The sequence below is a fragment of the Paraburkholderia largidicola genome (assembly GCF_013426895.1).
GTDB lineage: Bacteria > Pseudomonadota > Gammaproteobacteria > Burkholderiales > Burkholderiaceae > Paraburkholderia > Paraburkholderia largidicola.
The window spans coordinates 437,680-456,235 of sequence record NZ_AP023175.1 but is presented as its reverse complement, the minus strand read 5'-3'; the positions used below and the strand labels follow the sequence as shown (position 1 = coordinate 456,235).

16 protein-coding genes are annotated in these 18,556 nt (G+C 64.4%); 11 read left to right on the top strand and 5 right to left on the bottom strand.

Annotated elements, in window-relative coordinates; all coding sequences use genetic code 11:
- Window positions 1–843 precede the first annotated feature (843 nt).
- Window positions 844–2,292 (top strand): NAD-dependent succinate-semialdehyde dehydrogenase, encoded by a 1,449-nt coding sequence (locus PPGU16_RS18775; RefSeq protein ID WP_180724235.1) that lies wholly within the window; start codon window positions 844–846, stop codon window positions 2,290–2,292.
- Here PPGU16_RS18775 and PPGU16_RS18770 read toward each other — a convergent pair.
- Window positions 2,273–2,485 (bottom strand): hypothetical protein, encoded by a 213-nt coding sequence (locus tag PPGU16_RS18770; RefSeq protein WP_180724234.1) that lies wholly within the window; start codon window positions 2,483–2,485, stop codon window positions 2,273–2,275. The two genes, PPGU16_RS18775 and PPGU16_RS18770, sit on opposite strands and share 20 nt — an antisense overlap.
- 211 nt (window positions 2,486–2,696) lie before the next feature.
- Here PPGU16_RS18770 and PPGU16_RS18765 point away from each other — a divergent pair, with 211 nt between their 5' ends.
- The 3 genes from PPGU16_RS18765 (at window position 2,697) to PPGU16_RS18755 (ending at window position 4,786) form a co-directional block, all read left to right on the top strand.
- Complete coding sequence (locus PPGU16_RS18765) at window positions 2,697–3,185, top strand: hypothetical protein (protein WP_180724233.1); 489 nt, start codon at window positions 2,697–2,699, stop codon at window positions 3,183–3,185.
- A gap of 36 nt (window positions 3,186–3,221) precedes the next feature.
- Window positions 3,222–3,638 carry a DUF302 domain-containing protein gene (locus tag PPGU16_RS18760; RefSeq protein WP_180724232.1) on the top strand — a complete coding sequence of 139 codons (417 nt, stop codon included), beginning with the start codon at window positions 3,222–3,224 and terminating at the stop codon, window positions 3,636–3,638.
- A 164-nt stretch (window positions 3,639–3,802) separates the two neighbouring features.
- A complete protein-coding gene (locus tag PPGU16_RS18755; RefSeq protein ID WP_180725128.1) occupies window positions 3,803–4,786 on the top strand; it encodes a glycerophosphodiester phosphodiesterase family protein in 984 nt (327 codons plus the stop codon).
- Window positions 4,787–4,799: 13 nt separating this feature from the next.
- Here the strand turns inward: PPGU16_RS18755 and PPGU16_RS18750 are convergent, their stop codons facing one another.
- The gene (locus PPGU16_RS18750) at window positions 4,800–5,327 is read right to left on the bottom strand and encodes a TlpA family protein disulfide reductase (RefSeq protein WP_180724231.1); all 528 of its coding nucleotides are present in this window, start codon (window positions 5,325–5,327) and stop codon (window positions 4,800–4,802) included.
- A gap of 259 nt (window positions 5,328–5,586) precedes the next feature.
- On the opposite strand from PPGU16_RS18750, the gene tehA reads away from it, so the two are divergent.
- Together tehA and PPGU16_RS18740 are read left to right on the top strand one after the other, a co-directional pair.
- Complete coding sequence (gene tehA, locus PPGU16_RS18745) at window positions 5,587–6,606, top strand: dicarboxylate transporter/tellurite-resistance protein TehA (protein ID WP_180724230.1); 1,020 nt, start codon at window positions 5,587–5,589, stop codon at window positions 6,604–6,606.
- Window positions 6,607–6,816: 210 nt separating this feature from the next.
- A complete protein-coding gene (locus tag PPGU16_RS18740; RefSeq protein WP_180724229.1) occupies window positions 6,817–7,956 on the top strand; it encodes an IS481 family transposase in 1,140 nt (379 codons plus the stop codon).
- A 694-nt stretch (window positions 7,957–8,650) separates the two neighbouring features.
- Here the strand turns inward: PPGU16_RS18740 and PPGU16_RS18735 are convergent.
- On the bottom strand, window positions 8,651–9,580 hold the full coding sequence (locus PPGU16_RS18735; protein WP_180724227.1) for a LysR family transcriptional regulator: 930 nt from the start codon (window positions 9,578–9,580) through the stop codon (window positions 8,651–8,653).
- Window positions 9,581–9,736: 156 nt separating this feature from the next.
- Here PPGU16_RS18735 and PPGU16_RS18730 point away from each other — a divergent pair, with 156 nt between their 5' ends.
- Genes PPGU16_RS18730 through PPGU16_RS18715 form a run of 4 tightly spaced genes read left to right on the top strand, consistent with a single transcriptional unit; the run spans window position 9,737 to window position 13,973 of the window.
- On the top strand, window positions 9,737–10,945 hold the full coding sequence (locus PPGU16_RS18730; protein WP_180724225.1) for an amino acid aminotransferase: 1,209 nt from the start codon (window positions 9,737–9,739) through the stop codon (window positions 10,943–10,945).
- Between the two features lie 10 nt (window positions 10,946–10,955).
- Window positions 10,956–11,738: a class II aldolase/adducin family protein gene (locus PPGU16_RS18725; RefSeq protein WP_180724223.1), complete on the top strand. Its 783-nt coding sequence runs from the start codon at window positions 10,956–10,958 to the stop codon at window positions 11,736–11,738.
- A 12-nt stretch (window positions 11,739–11,750) separates the two neighbouring features.
- Entirely contained in the window at window positions 11,751–12,734 is a 984-nt protein-coding gene (locus PPGU16_RS18720; RefSeq protein WP_180724221.1) for a 2-dehydropantoate 2-reductase, read from the top strand.
- 39 nt (window positions 12,735–12,773) lie between these two features.
- Window positions 12,774–13,973, top strand: coding sequence for a cytochrome P450 (locus tag PPGU16_RS18715; protein WP_180724219.1), 1,200 nt, complete (start codon window positions 12,774–12,776; stop codon window positions 13,971–13,973).
- Window positions 13,974–14,012: 39 nt separating this feature from the next.
- On the opposite strand, the gene PPGU16_RS18710 is transcribed toward PPGU16_RS18715, so the two are convergent.
- Together PPGU16_RS18710 and PPGU16_RS18705 are read right to left on the bottom strand one after the other, a co-directional pair.
- Window positions 14,013–14,933: a pyridoxal-phosphate dependent enzyme gene (locus PPGU16_RS18710; RefSeq protein ID WP_180724217.1), complete on the bottom strand. Its 921-nt coding sequence runs from the start codon at window positions 14,931–14,933 to the stop codon at window positions 14,013–14,015.
- Between the two features lie 147 nt (window positions 14,934–15,080).
- Window positions 15,081–16,949, bottom strand: coding sequence for an ABC transporter ATP-binding protein (locus PPGU16_RS18705; RefSeq protein ID WP_180724216.1), 1,869 nt, complete (start codon window positions 16,947–16,949; stop codon window positions 15,081–15,083).
- A 491-nt stretch (window positions 16,950–17,440) separates the two neighbouring features.
- Here PPGU16_RS18705 and PPGU16_RS18700 point away from each other — a divergent pair, with 491 nt between their 5' ends.
- The gene (locus tag PPGU16_RS18700) at window positions 17,441–18,496 is read left to right on the top strand and encodes a phytoene/squalene synthase family protein (protein ID WP_180724214.1); all 1,056 of its coding nucleotides are present in this window, start codon (window positions 17,441–17,443) and stop codon (window positions 18,494–18,496) included.
- Window positions 18,497–18,556 lie beyond the last annotated feature (60 nt).

Here is an 18,556-nt window from a genome sequence, read left to right as displayed (position 1 = left end):
CCAGGACCTTTTGCAGAGATTCCTAGGCAAAAGAAAGCGGCTCACACCGCCAGTGCTTGTGTTTGCCTGAGGGCCCCCACAGGGTCTTACGCTTCAAACGGTAGCGCGCCAGTCCGCGCTCGTTGCCAACGTCCTCTCCGTGCGCCTCACCCGCTTCATCTGCACGCGTTGCAGCACATCGTGTCACATATTCCACGGCCGCCCAGGTGGCAAACTGTGTGTAGGCCCAGGTGTTCCACACGCCTCACTTCGGACCGGTAGCGCACGCGTCCCACCCGGTAAGAGCGCTACCCTTTGTGGCGCGACAACCTGCACACAGTTTGCCACCTTGGCGGCACAACCCAGTCGCTGCCGCTGGCCGGAGTACGGGTATTCGAAGCGGGTGAGGCATTCATTCGAAGCGTTGGCAACGGGCACCAGCAGGGACGTTGCCGTGTGAAGCATAAGACCCGTTGGGGTCCCTCAGGCGAATACACGGGCTGGCGGTGTGAGCCGCTTTCTTTTGCCTACTTTTCTTTGCGGCGGCAAAGAAAAGTAGGTGCCGCCCCGCACAGGGGCAACGCATGCCAACCAATCACATCACGCGGATGCCCGCGCAAAGCATAAGCAAACCACCCAGCGTCGCAGACAACCAAGACCAAGTGCCGCCCCCCACAGGGGCAACGCTTGCGAACCAATAACATCACCCGGATGCCAACGAAAAACACAGCGGACCCCACCAGCGTCGCAGACAAAAAACACCCACTACCCGGCATACTTCCCAGCAATCAGTTAACATCAACATTGCCCGAAGAATTCCAGCCCGCGCGCGCAGCGCGCAAAAAAATCCTCAGGAACACAGCAATGGTCACATCCAGCAGCTACACCGATACCCGTCTGTTGATCAACAACGAGTGGTGCGATGCCGCCAGCGGCAAGACCCTCGACGTCGTCAATCCCGCAACGGGCAAGCCGATCGGCAAGGTCGCGCACGCGGGCAAGGCCGATCTGGACCGCGCGCTGGAAGCCGCACAGAAGGGCTTCGAAGCGTGGCGCAAGGTGCCCGCCAACGAACGCGCCACGACAATGCGCAAGGCCGCAAGCTTCGTGCGCGAGCGCGCCGACAGCATCGCGCGCCTGATGACCCAGGAGCAGGGCAAGCCGTTCGCCGAAGCGCGTGTCGAAGTGCTGTCGGCCGCCGACATCATCGAATGGTTCGCGGACGAAGGCCGTCGCGTGTACGGCCGCGTCGTGCCGTCGCGTAACCTGAACGCGCAATCGCTCGTCCTCAAGGAGCCGATCGGCCCCGTCGCCGCGTTCACGCCGTGGAACTTCCCGGTCAACCAGGTCGTCCGCAAGCTGAGCGCCGCGCTCGCAAGCGGCTGCTCGTTCCTCGTCAAGGCGCCTGAAGAGACGCCCGCATCGCCCGCACAACTGCTGCAGGCCTTCGTCGATGCTGGCGTGCCCGCCGGCACGGTGGGCCTCGTGTTCGGCGATCCCGCCGAGATTTCGAGCTACCTGATTCCGCATCCCGTCATCCGCAAGGTCACCTTCACGGGCTCGACGCCCGTCGGCAAGCAACTCGCCGCGCTCGCTGGCCAGCACATGAAGCGCGCGACGATGGAACTCGGCGGCCACGCGCCCGTGATCGTCGCGGAAGACGCGGACGTCGCGCTCGCCGTCAAGGCGGCAGGCGGCGCGAAATTCCGTAACGCGGGCCAGGTGTGCATCTCGCCGACGCGTTTCCTCGTGCACAACAGCATTCGCGAAGAGTTTGCTGCGGCGCTCGTCAAGCACGCAGAGAGCCTGAAAGTCGGCGACGGCCTCGCCGAAGGCACGCAGCTCGGGCCGCTCGCGAATGCGCGCCGTCTGACGGCGATGGCGAACATCATCGAGAACGCGCGCTCAACGGGCGCGACGATCGCGACGGGCGGCGAGCGCATCGGCTCGGAAGGCAACTTCTTCGCCCCGACCGTGCTGACGAACGTGACGCTCGAAGCCGACGTGTTCAACAACGAGCCGTTTGGCCCGATCGCCGCCATCCGCGGTTTCGACAAGCTCGAAGACGCCATCGCCGAAGCGAACCGGCTGCCGTTCGGCCTCGCGGGCTATGCGTTCACGAAGTCGTTCCGCAACGTGCATCTGCTGTCGCAGAACCTCGAAGTCGGCATGCTGTGGATCAACCAGCCCGCCACGCCGACGCCGGAAATGCCGTTCGGTGGCGTGAAGGACTCGGGCTACGGTTCGGAAGGCGGACCGGAAGCGATGGAAGCCTATCTCGTGACGAAGGCCGTCACGGTAATGGCCGTCTAAAGTCTGCTGAGAACGTAGGAATGCCGCCCGCCGCAATGGCGGGCGGTTTGTCGACGAGGCGTGTTGCGAACACCGCGTCGAACCGGTTCGTCGGACGAATCGAAAGCTGTTGGTAAAACTCCCGATTGGTGTCATCGCATTGCGCTTCTAGCATGGCGTTCGATGCCGCACGCCCACGCATCCAATTGCTCATACCGATGCTTCGTTTTCAAACGTGGCAGATCGCATCCGTTCTACTACTCACTGCATTGCCGCTGCATGCTGGACGTATGCAGCAGTTCGCTGCTTTGCCGATGCCGCGCGCGTGACAAGAAAAACGAAAACGCACGACGCGCAGGCCCCGACGTGAGGCGCCATTGCGCCTGAGCGTCGTCCGTCACGTCACGAGTCACTGGAGAGTTTCGATGATCTTTCATGCGTCTATTCCCACGCAACATCCTGAGCGCGTCGCGCGCACGCTCGCCGAAGTGTGGGGCGGTTTCGCCGCGCCGTTTTCACCATTCGAAGGCGCGTGGATGGCCGTAGCAGGCGACGACCGCGGCACGATCATCGAGACCTATCCGAGCAACCTCACGCTCACGCCCGGCGACACGCAGGAGCCGCTCGCGTCGATGACCGGCACGCGCGCGCAATACAGCGGCTTTCATATGGCCGTTGCGTCGCCGCTGTCGGCAGAGCAGGTGATCGCGATCGGCCAGCGCGAAGGATGGCGTGCCGTGCGCTGCACGCGCGGCAACAACTTCTTCGACGTGATCGAACTGTGGATCGAAAACAGCACGCTGATCGAAGTGTTGACGCCCGAGATGCAGGCGCAGTATCTCGGCTTCGCGACGCCCGAGAATTTCCGCGCGCTCGCCGAGCAAGCTTCTGCTTCTGTTGTTGCACCGCAATGACTACACTGCGGTGATGTCCCATCACCGGAGTCCACGATGACGGTTGCAGCGAAATGTCCTGCGTCGGTTGCGACGTTCAGGAGCGAGCACGGCTTTTCGATCACGGTCGCGCGGCTGCGCGGCCTGCTCGCCGATAAAGGCATGACGATCTTCGTCGATATCGATCAGGCCGACGCCGCCGCACAAGTCGGGATGACGCTGCGCCCGACGCGTCTGATCGTGTTCGGCAACCCGAAGGGCGGCACACCCGTGATGCAGGCGAATCCCGCGTCGGGACTGCTGTTGCCGCTCAAGGCGCTCGTGTGGGAAGACGAAGCGCGCGTCACCTGGCTCGCCATCGAAGACATAACCAGTGCGCTCGTGGACGGCTATGGGCTCGACGCGTCCGTCGTCGAGCCGCTTGCGAAGGCGAGGGCGCTGATCCAGATGGCGGCTGCGCGCGATCCTGCATGAACGCACACGTTGCGTCCACCGTTAATGGGTGACGCGCCGATATGCGTTCGATCAATCAGTGTCACAAAGGCTTGCATACGCGAGGCGTAGAGTCGGGTTCGCGTCTACCATGACGCGTTGCCGCGCACGGCGCGAGCGTTCATGACACGACAGTTATGCATCGAATGCGGATACCGGGGTTTGCGTTTGCCTTATCGATTCTCACGGGACTTTCAGCGTGCACGGCAGGTTCCGCCGTCGCGCCGCCACACGCCGACAGCGCCCGGACATTGCCGGCGCTGATCGCCCATCGCGGCGGAACGGCTGACTATCCCGAGAACACACTGGCCGCCATCCAAGGCGCGCTCGCGAATCATGCCGACGTCATCTGGCTCACGGTGCAGTTGAGCCGCGACGGCGTGCCTGTGCTGTATCGTCCGAAAGATCTGTCGGCGTTGACGGATGCAAGCGGCCCGGTGGCGACGCGTACGGCAGCGGAACTGGCGCGCATCAACGCGGGCTGGCAGTTCGACGCGCAGGATGCGCCAGGGACCAGGCCGTATCGGTCGAAACCCGTCGGTATCCCGACGCTCGAAGATGCGCTGCGGATCATTCCGCGCAACGTGCCTGTCGTGCTCGACATGAAGGCGTTGCCCGCCGCGCCGCAGGCGGCGGCTGTCGCGCGCGTGCTCGACGCGCTGAACGCGTGGCCGCGCGTGACGATCTATTCGACGGAAGCGGATTACCAAGGCGCGTTCGCGCAATATCCTCAGGCCCGTATGTTCGAGTCGCGCGATGCGACGCGCCAGCGGCTCTTCGGCGTCGCGCTGACGGGTCAATGCGATGCGCCGCAAGCCGGTACGCGCGCAGGCTTCGAGCTGGGCCGCAAGGTCGAACTGATCGAGCGCTTCACGCTCGGCGAAGGACGCTCGACTTTCGCTGCGCGCACATGGACACCCGCATCGGTGCAGTGCTTTCGCCGTGCCGCCGATACATGGCTGGTCGCGTTCTCCGTCAACGACGAGGCGGCGTATCGCGAAGCCGCCTGTCTGCATATGGACGCCGTGCTCGTCGATTCGCCGCGAACGCTTTCGCGCGTGCGGAGCGCACTACAGGCAGCCCACGATCCGCTCGATTGCAGCGTGGGCAACGGCAACGCGTCGCGCTAGTCCGCACGGCTTCTCAGTGATCGCCAGGCGTTGCTGCGATCGCCGCGGCCAGCAACGCTTCGAGCTTCTCGGGACTCGCGAGCCCCGTAATCGTGCCGACCTTGTGCCCGTTGCCGTCATAGACGACGGTGAACGGCACCGCGCCGCGCGTATCGCCCTCGCGCAGCATGATCGCGATACCGCCCATGCCGGCGAGATAGAGCGGGTAGTTGATCCCATAGTCGTGCGCGAATGCGCGCACGGCAGCCGCTTCGTCGAGCGCGACGCCGACGAATTGCGCCTTGCCACGATACGCGTCCTGCATCGCTACGAACTCTGGCACTTCGGTGCGGCACGGCCCGCACCACGGCGCCCAGAAGTTGACGACGAGCGCGTGTCCACGATAACGGTCGAGCGATTCGAGCTTGCCGTCGAGCGGCTGTAACTGCGTCTGATAAATGGCAGCGGGCGCGGCGGGCGCAGCCGCGAGCGCAACGCTGCAGGCAAGCGCCGCAGCGAGGGCCGCCGCGTGCCTGCCGAACGTCGATAAGACGAAATTCATGTCTGACGAAATCTCCATGGCTGAAACAGGAGCGCCGAGCATACGGATGGGCGCGCTTGCGGCACATGCTTGCGCGGCTCACATTCCTGCCCGATCGGCTCATCGAACGCGGCGAGCGTGATTCCTGAAGGGCATTGATCCGATCGAGCATGTTGTCGAGACGGCCCGGCATTCGCGCGCCCATACGCCGCCTTTACAGTGCCTTCCATCGGCGCATCGCAGTAGTTCGGTCGCGACGCGCAACGGACAGGAGAGTGACATGCAAGCGAAGACAAACGATACGGTGATGCCCGCTTCCTTCTTCGGTATTGCCGTCGGTCCACTGGCGCTCGCGAACGCCTGGCGCGTCGCGGCGCGTATCTGGCCCATGCCGGCGGGCATCGTCGATACGCTGACATTCGTGGCGCTGGCGGTGTGGGTCATCGTGCTCGCGGCGTATGCGCGAAAGTGGTTCGTGCAACGTTCGCAAGCCAGGGCGGAGTGGGAGCATCCGGTGCAATCGTCGTTCGTCGCGTTGGGGCCGACGGCGAGCCTGCTGGCGTCGATGGCGCTCGGCAACTATTCGCACACGGCCGGGCTGGCGGTGTTTGCGGTCGCCGCCGTCACGCAACTCGTGGTGGGTGTGCATCTGCAAGGCCGCATCTGGCAGGGCGGACGCAACCCGGAACTGACGACGCCGGCCATCTATCTGCCCGCCGTGGCGCCGAGCTTTGTTGCGGCGACGGCCTCGGCGACGTTCGGCTTTCAACAGATGGGGATGTTGTTCTTCGGGGCTGGGTTGTTGTCGTGGCTCGCGATCGAGTCGCTGATTTTGCATCGCGCTGCCGTGCATACGCCGCTGCCTGAAGCGCAACGTCCGTTGCTTGGGATTCAGATTGCGCCGCCTGTGGTGGGGGGTGTTGCGTATATGAGCATTACGCATGGTGCGCCGGATCTGTTTGCGTTTGCGCTGCTCGGGTATGGCCTGTACCAGGCGTTGTTGATGTTGCGGCTGCTGCCGTGGATTCGCCGTCAGCCGTTCGTGCCTTCGTACTGGGCGTTCACGTTTGGTGCTGCTGCGCTGCCGACCCTTGCTATGAGGATTGTTGAACGCGGTGCGACGGGGGAGGTTGAGTGGCTCGCTGGTGCGCTGTTTATTGCATCGAATGCGGTGATTGGGGTGATTGCGTGGAAGACGGTGGGCGCATGGGTGGCGCGTCGGCTGTTGCCGAGGGTTGAGTTGCCGCAGCGCGTGGAGGGAGTGAAGGGGCAAACGCCGCGCGGGGGGATTGCTGGTTGAATTTGGGTCGGTTTTTTGTCTGCGACGCTTGGGGTGGTTTGCTTGTTTTTGCGCTGGCACCCGCGTGATGTGATTGGTGCCTCAAGCGTTGCCCCTGTGCGGGGCGGCACCTACTTTTCTTTGCCGCCGTGTACAGACTGGAGACATCGCTGACAGGTGTACAGGGACATGACTGACACTTTCGGGTAATCAAACGCCCGGATTCCAACCATGCCCTGGGATGTAAAAGACACCATGAATCGTCGCGAAGACTTCGTCTGCGAGGCCGCCACACAGGCGCTCCCGTTCAGCGAGCTATGCCGTAAATTCAAGATCACCCGCCAGACCGGCTACAAGTGGCTCGCCCGCCACAAGTCTGAGGGTAGCAAGGGGCTGGCCGACCGCTCCCGGCGCCCGCATCACAGCCCCACACGCTCACCGGAGCACATCGAGGCACTGGTGCTGGACCTGCGCCGCGAGCATGGCTGGGGCGGACGCAAGATCGCACGGCGCCTGCGCGATCTGGGCCAGATTGAGGTTCCCGCGCCCGCCACCATCACCGAGATCCTGCGACGCCACGGGCTCATTGACGAGCAGGCGTCCCGCCAGCGCCAGCACTGGCAACGCTTCGAGCACGAGCATCCGAACTCGTTGTGGCAGATGGACTTCAAGGGCGACTTCCCGACGCTGGAGAGCGGGCGCTGCGCGCCGCTGACGGTCATCGATGACCACTCGCGCTACAACATCGTGCTGAGCGCCTGCGCGCGCACCACCACCGGGATCGTGCAGGCAGAGCTTGAGCGGGCGTTTCGCTGCTACGGGCTGCCATCGCGCATCAACACCGACAACGGCGCGCCGTGGGGCTCGCCCAGTGCGCCGGGGCAGCTCACCGAGCTCGCGGTCTGGCTGATCCGGCTGGGCATCCAGGTGAGCTATAGCCGCCCGTATCACCCGCAGACCAATGGCAAGGATGAACGGTTTCACCGCTCGCTGAAGGCTGAAGTGCTGGAGCGGCACACGTTCACCACGCACGCGCACGTGCAGCAGGCACTGGATCGCTGGCGGCAGGTGTACAACACCGAGCGTCCGCATGAGGCACTGGACATGGCGGTGCCGGTCACCCGCTACGCGTGCAGCCTGCGCAGGATGCCGGAGCGGCTGCCCGAGCCCGAATACGGTTGCGGCGATGAAGTGCTACAGGTCAATGCAAGCGGCGTGGTGCGCGTGCGAGGCGAGAAAGTGAAGCTCTCGATTGCGCTCAAGGGGCTGCAGGTGGCAGCCCGCCCGAGCGAAAACGAAGACGGAGTGATCGAGCTCTGGTTTGCCCATCAGCGAGTCGCAAAACTTGACCTGAAGACAGTAAAACCCTGACCATCATGTGTCAGCGATGTCCCTGTACATGTGTCAACCATGTCTCCAGTCTGTACACCGCCGCAAAGAAAAGTAGGCAAAAGAAAGCGGCTCACACCGCCAGCCCGTGTATTCGCCTGAGGGACCCCAACGGGTCTTATGCTTCACACGGCAACGTCCCTGCTGGTGCCCGTTGCCAACGCTTCGAATGAATGCCTCACCCGCTTCGAATACCCGTACTCCGGCCAGCGGCAGCGACTGGGTTGTGCCGCCAAGGTGGCAAACTGTGTGCAGGTTGTCGCGCCACAAAGGGTAGCGCTCTTACCGGGTGGGACGCGTGCGCTACCGGTCCGAAGTGAGGCGTGTGGAACACCTGGGCCTACACACAGTTTGCCACCTGGGCGGCCGTGGAATATGTGACACGATGTGCTGCAACGCGTGCAGATGAAGCGGGTGAGGCGCACGGAGAGGACGTTGGCAACGAGCGCGGACTGGCGCGCTACCGTTTGAAGCGTAAGACCCTGTGGGGGCCCTCAGGCAAACACAAGCACTGGCGGTGTGAGCCGCTTTCTTTTGCCTACTTTTCTTTGCGGCGGCAAAGAAAAGTAGGTGCCGCCCCGCACAGGGGCAACGCTAGCAAACCAGAAGCAAACCGCGGATGCCAGCGCAAAGGCCGCAAACCCCAAAACCCAAAACCCAAAATCCACACGGTACCTCACCGCCCGCCACTTTGCGTCTTCCGATCCCAGGTCTTCAAACACACCCCAAGAAACTGCGCAAACCCATCCGCCGACGGCGACAACGACCGATCCACCGGCCGATATACACACACTTCCCGAATCGTCTCCGGCGCGACGACGCGCCGCATCACCAGCCCAAACGTCTGCGCCAGCGGCTTCACATACAGCGGCGCAAGCGTCACCGCAAGCCCCTGCGCAACAAGACCAAACGCAGTGGTCACATTATCGACAACCTCAACAGGCGCAATCCGCGCATCCGACGGCTGATCGGCCAGCATCTGCGCGACGCTCGCTTCGTGATCGCGGCCCGTCGCGATGATCGGCGTCCCCCTCAGATCCTGCCAGCGCAGGCGCCTTTTCCTCGCCAGTGGATGCTGCTCCGCGCACCACAACACCCACGGACTCGGAAAGATCGGCTCCCGCTGCACGCGGTCGCCCGTCGCACGATCGGGACCGACGGCAAGATCGACGTCCCCGCTCGCGACGCGCTCCACCAGTTGCTCGACATCCGTGTCGACGACCCGCACCACGACCTTCGGCTTCTCCGTCGCATAGCCCGCTATGGCAAACGGAATCGCTGTGCTCGCCAGCACCAGCGGCGCGCCCACGCGCACGATGCCCGCCGCGCGGTTGCGGATGTCGCTCGCGGTCTGCTCGGCGGCACGCAAATGCCGCAGCACCGATTCCGCCGACGAGAGAAAATCGCGGCCTGCCGTCGACAGACTCACGCGCCGCGTCGTGCGGTCGAACAGACGAAAGCCGAGTTCGCGCTCCAGCTCCGCCAGCAACTGGCTCACGGCCGACGAGGTCAGCCCCAGCCGTTGCGCCGCAGCGGCAATGCCGTTCTGATCGACAATCGCGAGGAACGCCTCGAACTGGCGTATGGTGATGCGTGTGAGGGCCATCCGCCGATTCTAAAGCGTAACTTACGAATCGTGCAGAATCGATTGATTGTGACAAGCGGCGCTTTTCGACACACTGTTTCGCACGCGTCGGTGCATGCCTTCGCAACCTCTCGCAGAGTTCAGCAACGTCCAGCACACATAGACAGAGACACAACCATGTTCGAACACATTCCCGCGTATCCCGGCGATCCGATCCTGAGCCTCAACGAGGACTTCCAGCGCGACCCGCGCACCAACAAGGTCAATCTGAGCATCGGCATCTACTTCGACGAAAACGGCACGCTGCCCGTGATGTCGTCGGTGCGCGAAGCCGAGGCGGCCATCGTCGCGCAGGGCACGCCGCGCTCCTATCTGCCGATGTCGGGCCTGCCGCAATACCGCGACGCCGCGCAAACGCTCGTGTTCGGTACCGACAGCGCCGCGCGCGCCGCCGGCCGTATCGCGACGGTGCAGACGGTGGGCGGTTCGGGCGCGCTGAAGGTCGGCGCGGACTTCCTGAAGCGTCACTTCGCCGGCTCGCAGGTGTGGCTGAGCGATCCGAGCTGGGAAAACCATCGCGTCGTGTTCGAAGCGGCGGGCCACACGGTCAACACCTATCCGTACTACGACGACGCGACGGGCGGCCTGCGCTTCGACGCCATGCGCGACACGATCGACTCGCTGCCCGAACGCAGCATCGTGCTGCTGCACGCATGCTGCCACAACCCGACGGGCGTCGATCTGACGGCCGAGCAGTGGCGCGAGCTCGTGCCCGTGCTGCAGCATCGCAAGCTGATCGCCTTCGTCGACATGGCGTATCAGGGCTTCGGCGACGGCCTCGAAGAAGATGCCGCCTGCGTGCGCATGCTGGCGGACGCTGACGTGCCGATGATCGTCGCGAACTCGTTCTCGAAGAACTTCTCGTTGTACGGCGAGCGATGCGGCGCGCTGAGCGTCCTCTGTAAGGACGCGGGCGAAGCGCAGCGCGTGCTCGGCCAGCTGACCTTCACGATTCGCGCGAACTACAGCAATCCGCCGATGCACGGCGCGCGGCTCGTGGCAGGCGTGCTCGGCGACGCAAAGCTGCGCGCGTCGTGGGACGACGAGTTGCGCGTGATGCGCGAGCGCATCCATGAGATGCGCCATGCGATTCACGAAGGTCTGGCGGGCCGCGTCGATGAAGTGATGCGCGCACGTTACACCGCGCAGGTCGGCATGTTCACCTACACAGGTCTGTCCGCCGAACAGGTCGAAACGCTGCGCCTGGAACACGGCATCTATCTGCTGCGTTCGGGGCGCATGTGCGTCGCGGGCCTGAACCGCAACAACGTCGCGTACGTGGCGTCCGCGATTGCGGCCGTCGCCGCGCCCGGCGCGCGCCAGTAAGGAGCACGACATGGAGATCATGGAGCGGGACGAACATGCGTCCGCAGCAATGCATCCCGACGAATGGCAGGCGCGCGTTCAATTGGCCGCCTGTTACCGCGTCTTCGATATGCTGGGCTGGACCGAGCTGATCTACAACCACATCACGGTGCGCCTGCCCGAAAGCGTGACGGGTGGAGCGAAGCAATTCCTGATCAATCCATTCGGCCTGCATTACAGTGAAGTCACGGCGCGCAATCTGGTGAAGATCGATGCGCAAGGGCGCATTCTCGACGGCTCGACGTATCCGGTGAATCCCGCGGGTTTCACCGTGCACGCAGCGCTGCACGAAGGCATCCCCGATGCGCATTGCGTGATGCATACTCATACCACGGCGGGCGTGGCCGTCGCGTGCTCGGAAGGCGGCTTGCAGCAGACCAACTTCTACAGCGCGCAGTTGCATGAACGCATCGCGTATCACGACTTCGAAGGCATCACGATTCACGCCGAAGAAGGGCCGCGCCTCGTCGAACATATCGGTGACCGGCAGGCGGTGATTCTGCGCAATCACGGGTTGCTGTCGTGGGGCACGACCTTGCCGCAAGCGTTCGCGATTCTGTGGACGCTGAACCGCGCCTGCGAGATTCAGGTCGCGACGTTCGCGATGGGCCGCGCGCGGCCCGTGCCCGAAGCGGTCGCCGAGCAATCCTCGCGCGATGCGCTGCAATTCGACCCGCGCTACGGCGCGGGGCAGGACGTGTTCGATGCGCTGGTGCGCAAGGTCGATAGAATCGACGCCAGCTATAAGGATTGAGGAAGAACGACGATGAAGGTCTGCATTTACGGCGCCGGCGCGATCGGCGGATGGATGGGTGTGAAGCTCGCGCAGGCGGGCTGCGACGTGAGCGTGGTCGCGCGCGGCGCGACGCTCGACGCGTTGCGTGAACACGGCCTGCGTCTGAAGGAAAACGGCGAGACGCATGCGGTCCGCGTGCAGGCGAGCGACAAACCGGAAGCGCTCGGTGTGCAGGATCTCGTGATCGTCGCGGTCAAGGCGCCCGGCATGGCCGCCGTCGCGCAGCATATCGCGCCGCTGCTCGGCGCGAATACGCTCGTGCTGACGGCAATGAACGGCGTGCCGTGGTGGTTCTGCGCGGGCTTGCATGGCGAATTCGCGGGCGCGCGCCTCGCTTCCGTCGATCCCGACGGCTCGATTGCCGCTGCGATTCCCGCTGAGCGCACGCTCGGATGCGTCGTGCATGCAAGCTGCCGCGTCGATGCGCCCGGCGTCGTCGCGCACCATCAGGGGCGTGGCCTGATCGTCGGCGAAGCGACGGGGCGCGCGAGCGAGCGCGTGGTGTCGCTCGTCGAACTGCTGCGCAAGGCCGGCTTCGATGCGAGCGCGACGGATCAGATCCAGCGCGACGTCTGGTACAAGCTGTGGGGCAACATGACGATGAACCCCATCAGCGCCATCACGGGTGCGACCACCGACAAGATCCTGAGCGACCCGCTCGCGCGCGATTTCGTCACGCGCGTGATGCTCGAAGCGAAAGCCATCGGCGCGCGCTTCGGCATCCCCATCGAGCAGGCGCCCGAAGATCGCCACGCCGTTACGCTGAAACTCGGCGCGATGCGCACGTCGATGCTGCAGGACGTGGAAGCGGGCAAGGCAGTCGAACTCGATGCGCTGGTCGGCGCGGTGTGCGAACTGGGCCAGCTGACGGGCGTCGACGCGCCTTATGCGAATGCGCTGTTTGGGCTGGCTCGTCTGCACGCTCGGGTGCGTGGGCTGTATCCTCTCGACTGACGCTGCACCTTCAATAACTTGAGCCCCACGCATCAAAGCATGAAATTCACCGATCTGTCATCGCCTGCCTATTTCGACAATCCTTATCCGTTCTATGAAGGCATCCGCAGCGCGGGCGCCTTCGTGCCGCTCGCGCCCAGCATCATGCTGACGGGACGTCACGCCGTCATTGACGCGCTGCTGCCCGACCGACGCATGGGCAAGACGTACATGCCGAGCGTGGTCGCGCGCTACGGCGAGAGCGCGCGTGAGCAGCCGGTGTTTCAGGCGCTCGAACGCACGTTCCTGATGATGAACCCGCCCACGCACACGCGCCTGCGCGCGCTGCTGATGAAGGCGTTCAATGCACGGCAGATCGAAACGCTGCGCACCATCGCGGAAGAAACGACGGACAGTCTGATCGACGCGATGCAAGGCAAAAGCGAAGTGGATCTCGTCAGCGAGTTCGCGATGCCGCTGCCGTTGCAGATCATCTGCAGGCTGCTGGATGTACCTGTCGAGGATGGCGCGCGCTTCGGCGACGCGGCGAGCCTGCTGGTGTCCGCATTCGATCTCGCACCGCTGTCGGCCGAGGCGCTCGCGCACGCGAATCAGGCGGCGCTCGATCTCGAGCAGTATTTCCGCGCGGTGGTCGCGCAACGGCGCGCCGCGCCCGGCCATGACATCGTGTCGTCGCTGATTCAGGCGGAAGAGGGCGGCGAGCGGTTGTCGGAAGACGAGATCATCTCGAACGTGATCTTGCTGTTCGTCGCGGGACACGAGACCACGTCGAACATGCTCGGCAACGCGCTGATCGCGCTGCATCGGCATCCGGCGCAACTGGAAAAGCTGCATCGCGCCCCGTCGCTGGTGTCGAAGGCCGTGGCCGAATGCGCGCGCTACGACACGGCCGTGCAGATGGTGGTGCGCACCGCGTTCGACGATATCGACGTCGACGGACAGACGCTGCCGCGCGGCTCGATCGTCTTCATGCTGCTTGGTTCGGCCAATCGCGACCCGGAACGTTTCGACGCACCGGATACGCTCGATATCGGCCGCGAGCCGTCAGGCCATCTATTGACTTTCGGCGCGGGCATTCACTATTGCCTTGGCGCGCGCCTCGCGATGATGGAACTCGAAATCGCGCTGCACAAGCTGCTGACGCGGCTGCCGCAACTGCGTCTTACGAATCTCGATGCCTTGCAGTGGCGCAGGCGGAACAATCTGCGCGGAGTCGAGACGCTGATCGCCGCGCTGTAATCGGCTGCTAGTCAGAAAGGCGTGACGTCGCGACGACGCTCACGCCATCTCACGATGCCAGCGCTCCAGTTGCTCGATGGTCGTGGCCGCGCCGCCGCACACGATCACGAGCACGCTTTCAAAACGCTGTAACGCTTCCGTCTGCCGATAGACAAGCGCAAGGCTCGCGCCGCACGCGGGCTCGACGAGCACGCGGTGATCGTCGACGAACCGGCGCGACGCATCCACGGCTTCCTTGTCCGACACCACCACGCATTCGACGGGATGCGTCTGCGTGAGCGTGAAGGCCTGCTCGCAGACCTGCTTCGCGCCCAGCGACGTCGCGACGCTGGTGATGCCCGGCAATTCGATCCGCTGACCCGCGCGCACCGATTGCGCAAGCGACGATGCACCTTCCGTTTCGACTGCGATCAGCGGCACATGGCCGAGACCGTTACGCCGCAAGCCCTCGATTGCACCCGCCATCAACCCGCCACCGCCCACCGACAGCACGACGGCGTCGAACTTCGCGCCCGCGCGCACGACCTCGTCGATCATCGACGCATGGCCGTGCCACAAGAGCGGATCGTCGAACGGATGGATGAAGGCATCGTCGGGACCGACCTGTTCGAGCGCGAACGCGTTGGCTTCCTGCCAGGTCGCGCCGTGCACGATCACGTCCGCGCCTTGCAGACGGATCAGATCCTTGGCGCGCTCGCCCGTGCTTTGCGGCACGACGACCGTGACGGGAATCGACAGCACGCGGCCCGCGTATGCGACCGCGATGCCCGCGTTGCCGCCCGACGACGACACGAAGCGGCGCTTGCCGCGCTTTGCATGCTCTTCACACGCGTAGCCGATGCCGCGGATCTTGAACGAGCCGGGCGGCTGCAGCGCGTCCATCTTGAGCAGCACGCGGCGTCCCAGATGTTGGCTGAGCGGTTGGGATTCGAGAAGCGGGGTGTCGATGTGCAGTGTCATGGCGGTCTTGCCCGAAGCGGCTTCGCTGAAGCGTTGAATCGCAAATGATAGCAAGCCGCAGCGTTCAGGGCTTGCCGCATCGGCGCATAGAAAAAAGGGCGGTTCGAAAAATCGAACCGCCCTTGGCCTCGCCGATCGGGCGATGGATTACTTGCCCGCGATCAGGCTCGCGTCGCTGGCAATCCGCGCGCTGCCTTGCGCGGGTCCATCGTCGAGCAGACCCTTGGTCAACTCCAGCGCCTGGCGCTCAAACAGCCGACGATACACGCCGCCGTCGATCCGGATCAGTTGCTCGTGGCTGCCTTCCTCGACTACACGGCCCTTGTCGAGCACCAGCAGCCGGTCGAGCGCGCGGACCGTCGAGAGCCGGTGCGCGACGACGAGCGTCGTGCGTCCGACCATCAGCCGTTCCATCGCCTGCTGGATCAGCACCTCGCTTTCGCTGTCGAGGCTCGACGTGGCTTCGTCGAAGATCAGGATCGGCGCGTCGGCGAGGAACGCCCGCGCGATCGCGACCCGCTGACGCTCGCCGCCCGACAGCTTGACGCCGCGCTCGCCGACCAGCGTGTCGTAGCCATGCGGCAACGCGTCGATGAACTCGTGCGCGCTGGCCAGCTTCGCTGCCTGCACGATGTCATCGAACGATGCGCCGGGCCGCGCGTACGCGATGTTCTCCGCCAGCGAGCGGTGGAACAACACGGGTTCCTGCTGCACGATCGCGATGTGCTGCCGCAGCGAGGCCTGCCGCACGTCGGCGATGTTCTGCCCGTCGATCGTAATGCGGCCTTCGTCGATATCGTACAGGCGCTGGATCAGCTTGATGAACGTCGTCTTGCCCGAGCCCGAATGTCCAACGAGGCCGATCCGCTCGCCCGGCGCGATGCGCAGCGAGAAGTCGTTGTAGAGCGCCGTGCGTTGCGCGCCATAGCGGAACGTGACGTGCTCGAAGCGGATCTCGCCTTGCCGGATATCGATGGCGGGCGCGCCCGCCTTGTCTTCGATGCCAAGCGGCTCGCGTTCGAGCGCAACGAGTTCCTCCATGTCGTTGACCGAGCGTTGCAGATTGCGCACGTGCATTCCGACATCGCGCAGATAGCCTTGCAGCACGAAGAACGTGGTCAGCGCATACGTGATGTCGCCGACGCTCGCTTCGTCGTGCAGCCACAGCAGCAGCGCCGCGCCGAGAATGGCCGCCTGCATCAGCGCCAGCATGCCGCCCTGCACGCCGCCATTGGTGGTGCCGCGCTGCCACGTGCGGCGCGTGCGCTGCCGCCACTTGGCGATCACGCGGTCGAGCCGGCTTTCCTCGCGTTCTTCCGCGCCGAATGCCTTGACCACGGCGTTGCAGCTGACGGCGTCGGCGAGCGCGCCGCCCATGCGCGTGTCCCACAGATTGCCGAGACGCGCGGCGGGCGCGACATAGCCGAGCGACAGCGCGACCGTCACCACGACATACGTGAGCGAGCCGACGCCCACCACGATGCCCATCACGGGCCAGTGAAAGCCGAGCAGCACCGTCGATCCGGCGAGCATCAGCAGCGAAGGCAGCAGCGCGATCAGCAGCGTGTCGTTGAGCAGGTCGAGCGCCCAGATGCCGCGCGTGATCTTGCGCACCGTCGAGCCGGCGAAGCTGTTCGCATGCCAGTCGGTCGAAAAGCGCTGTACGCGGTGAAACGCGTTCGCGCAGATTGCGCTCATCATCGTCAGCGTCATCACGATGATGCTGCGATAGACCAGTTGCCGCAGCAACGTGCCGCCGATGCCGAGCGCGATCAGCACGCCGAACGCGACCAGCGCCGGATGCGACGCGACGTCCTTGCCGAGCGAGCTGCCCGATGCGAGCGCATCGACCAGACGGCCCGCGAAGAGCGGCGTCAGCACGTCCGCCAACGCGGCCGACAGCGCGAACAGCGCAATGCCGACGACGCGCACGGGCTGCTTGCGCCAGTGATGGAAAGTGAAGCCGAGAACGCTTCTGAACGCTTGCGCGCCAAAGTCGAGTTTTTTGCTAGCCATGTATGTCAGCGTGCGGCGCGGGGCGGCGCAGCGCTATCCAGTCGGGAGATTCAGAAGTCGACGACCGATGCCCGCCAACGTGCGGCGGCGACAAAGAAAACCGGTAGTCTGGTAAAGGCGCGGGCGCTTGCGAGCCAGCGCAGACGGCAACCTAGCTTGGAGCGCAGAGGAAGCGTCGCGACATCCCGCGAGAGACTGCGATGTACATTGCGTGCATGAATGCCTCCCTTGGGTGATTGAGTGGATGAAGAACGACTGCGTTGAGGCTTGAATTCTAGCAGGAAAGCTTGCGCAAGGTGATCGCAATCTGCCTGGATGCGACGTGCGGTGTTGGTTTTATGCGTGCTTCACTGGATGACGGCGCGCGGTATCGGCAGGCTGCTTTGCAACCCGTCCCACCCGTGCCGGATACAATGCGGCAGCGCCGAATCACACCAACACCGCGTCCGTGCCCGAATGAAGCACGGACTCAACCTGATCGACCTCAACTCATGTCCAGTTCCACTCGGGCCTTTTTGCTGGGTCCGTTGCTCAAAGGGGTTTCCCGTTCCTTCTATCTGACGCTGCGCATTCTGCCTGCCGGCATGCGCGATCCCATCGGGCTCGCGTATCTGCTCGCGCGCGCCGCGGACACGATCGCCGATACCGCGCTGATTCCGCCCGAGCAGCGGCTCGCGCTGCTGCTTGCGTTGCGTGATCAGGTCAACGGCGCGACCGACGACGGCGAGCTTGCCCGGCGTCTCGCGAACGAAGTGGCGGGGCAGCAGACGCAATCGGATGAAAAGGTGCTGCTCGAATCGATTGCACCCGCGCTCGACGTGCTCCAGCAACTCGACGCGGCCGACCGCGCCGCTGTGCGCGAGATCGTCACGACATTGACGACGGGCATGGAATTCGACCTGCGCACCTTCCCCGACGAACGCTCGGGCCGTATCGTCGCGCTGCGCGAATGGGACGAACTGGATCGCTACACGTATCTGGTCGCGGGTTGCGTCGGCGAGTTCTGGACGAAGATGACCTACATGCATCTGCCCGGCACGCTGAAGACCGGCGAGGCCACGATGCTGGAGCGCGGCGTACGCTTCGGCAAGGCGCTGCAGATGACCAACGTGCTGCGCGATTGCGGCAAGGATTTGCGCATCGGCCGCTGCTACCTGCCGTCCACGATGCTCGATCGCTTCGGCCTGACGCCGCAGATGCTGCTTGAGCCGCAAGCCTCGCAGCGCGCGCAACCGTTGATGCACGAACTGGTGCGCCAGTCGCTCGATCACTTCCGCGCGGCGCTCGACTACACGCTCGCCATTCCGCGCTTCTCGCTGCGTTTGCGCCTCGCGTGCGTGTGGCCGATCGTGATCGGACTCGAAACGATGTTGCTGCTGGTCGATAACGCGCATTGGCTGGAGCCTGCAAAGGTGTCGAAGATCCAGCGCAAGCAGGTGTACGGCATTCTCGCGCGCTCGCTGCCCGTGTCGGTGTCGGATGCGGGGCTGCGCAGCTGGATCGAAGGGCTGATCGGCGCGATCGAATCGCGCATCGGCGTTCGATAGACGTGACCGGCCGCACACCCGCTTTATTCCCGGTTTGTTCATACGGCGATCGAGCGCCTA

Coding starts and splice junctions, on each gene's coding strand:
- PPGU16_RS18755 (WP_180725128.1), top strand. CDS start 3,803: ATGCGGATACCGGGGTTTGCGTTTGCCTTATCGATTCTCACGGGACTT.
- PPGU16_RS18710 (WP_180724217.1), bottom strand. CDS start 14,933: ATGACACTGCACATCGACACCCCGCTTCTCGAATCCCAACCGCTCAGC.
- PPGU16_RS18735 (WP_180724227.1), bottom strand. CDS start 9,580: ATGGCCCTCACACGCATCACCATACGCCAGTTCGAGGCGTTCCTCGCG.
- PPGU16_RS18765 (WP_180724233.1), top strand. CDS start 2,697: ATGATCTTTCATGCGTCTATTCCCACGCAACATCCTGAGCGCGTCGCG.
- PPGU16_RS18715 (WP_180724219.1), top strand. CDS start 12,774: ATGAAATTCACCGATCTGTCATCGCCTGCCTATTTCGACAATCCTTAT.
- PPGU16_RS18730 (WP_180724225.1), top strand. CDS start 9,737: ATGTTCGAACACATTCCCGCGTATCCCGGCGATCCGATCCTGAGCCTC.
- tehA (WP_180724230.1), top strand. CDS start 5,587: ATGCAAGCGAAGACAAACGATACGGTGATGCCCGCTTCCTTCTTCGGT.
- PPGU16_RS18750 (WP_180724231.1), bottom strand. CDS start 5,327: ATGAATTTCGTCTTATCGACGTTCGGCAGGCACGCGGCGGCCCTCGCT.
- PPGU16_RS18725 (WP_180724223.1), top strand. CDS start 10,956: ATGGAGATCATGGAGCGGGACGAACATGCGTCCGCAGCAATGCATCCC.
- PPGU16_RS18775 (WP_180724235.1), top strand. CDS start 844: ATGGTCACATCCAGCAGCTACACCGATACCCGTCTGTTGATCAACAAC.
- PPGU16_RS18770 (WP_180724234.1), bottom strand. CDS start 2,485: ATGAGCAATTGGATGCGTGGGCGTGCGGCATCGAACGCCATGCTAGAA.
- PPGU16_RS18720 (WP_180724221.1), top strand. CDS start 11,751: ATGAAGGTCTGCATTTACGGCGCCGGCGCGATCGGCGGATGGATGGGT.
- PPGU16_RS18700 (WP_180724214.1), top strand. CDS start 17,441: ATGTCCAGTTCCACTCGGGCCTTTTTGCTGGGTCCGTTGCTCAAAGGG.
- PPGU16_RS18740 (WP_180724229.1), top strand. CDS start 6,817: ATGCCCTGGGATGTAAAAGACACCATGAATCGTCGCGAAGACTTCGTC.
- PPGU16_RS18705 (WP_180724216.1), bottom strand. CDS start 16,949: ATGGCTAGCAAAAAACTCGACTTTGGCGCGCAAGCGTTCAGAAGCGTT.
- PPGU16_RS18760 (WP_180724232.1), top strand. CDS start 3,222: ATGACGGTTGCAGCGAAATGTCCTGCGTCGGTTGCGACGTTCAGGAGC.